Source organism: Phyllobacterium trifolii, from assembly GCF_014192095.1.
Lineage (GTDB): Bacteria > Pseudomonadota > Alphaproteobacteria > Rhizobiales > Rhizobiaceae > Phyllobacterium > Phyllobacterium trifolii.
The window spans coordinates 1-1,026 of sequence record NZ_JACHXN010000068.1 but is presented as its reverse complement, the minus strand read 5'-3'; the positions used below and the strand labels follow the sequence as shown (position 1 = coordinate 1,026).

General features: G+C 54.2%; 1 protein-coding gene and 1 pseudogene. Both read left to right on the top strand.

Annotated elements, in window-relative coordinates:
- Positions 1-621: carbohydrate ABC transporter permease (locus FHS21_RS30390; protein ID WP_183665878.1), on the top strand; the 621-nt coding region annotated here is incomplete at its 5' end.
- A gap of 88 nt (positions 622-709) precedes the next feature.
- A pseudogene (locus FHS21_RS30385) lies at positions 710-1,026 on the top strand (carbohydrate ABC transporter permease); the annotation flags it as partial.

The following is a 1,026-nucleotide window of genomic DNA, read 5'->3' as shown; positions in this document are numbered from 1 at the left end:
CTGGGCATCATCATTGCGCTCAATATGCCGCGCAAGGGCTGGGGCGTTCCCGTCTGCCTGGTCCTGATGGCGCTCCCGCTCCTCATCCCGTGGAATGTCGTCGGCACGATCTGGCAGCTCCTGTGCCGATCTGATATTGGATTGTTGGGCTACTCCTTGGCGAAAATGGGCATTGCCTATAATTATGCTGCCGATCCAGTCGCGGCCTGGTTTACGATTGTAATCATGGATATCTGGCACTGGACGAGCCTCGTCGTGCTTCTTTGCTATGCCGGTCTCGTGTCCATTCCCGATGCATTCTATCAGGCGGCCAAGATCGATGGCGCGTCCCGCTGGGCGGTATTCCGTTATATCCAGCTGCCGAAGATGAACCGCGTGCTTCTGATCGCCGTACTTCTGCGCTTCATGGACAGTTTCATGATCTACACCGAACCCTTCGTCGTCACTGGCGGCGGCCCTGGCAGTTCGACGACGTTCCTGTCGATCGATCTCGTCAAGATCGCTATCGGTCAGTTTGATCTTGGACCAGCGGCCGCCATGTCGATCATCTACTTTCTGATCATTCTCTTGCTGTCATGGGTGTTCTACACCGTCATGACCAATTACGATGCGGAGCGCTGACATGAATGTTAACGATGCGAGCCTTTCACGGACGTCCGGGCATGACAACATCCAGCAAGGGAAAATCGCAAAGGCACTGGCGCGAAAGATGCGCAAGCGCGGCGACGAATCCAAATTCTGGTGGCTGATCCCGACGCTGTACATCATCTTCCTGATGCTGCCGATCTACTGGCTCATCAATATGAGCTTCAAGACAAACAATGAGATCATGAACTCATTTGCACTGTGGCCGCAGAACCCGACCCTGAACAATTATGCGGTCATCTTCACCGATCCGTCCTGGTACAAGGGCTATATCAATTCCATCATCTATGTGGTGATGAACACGGTGATCTCGGTGCTGGTGGCATTGCCTGCAGCCTATGCCTTCTCGCGCTACCGGTTCCTCGGCGACAAGCATTTGTT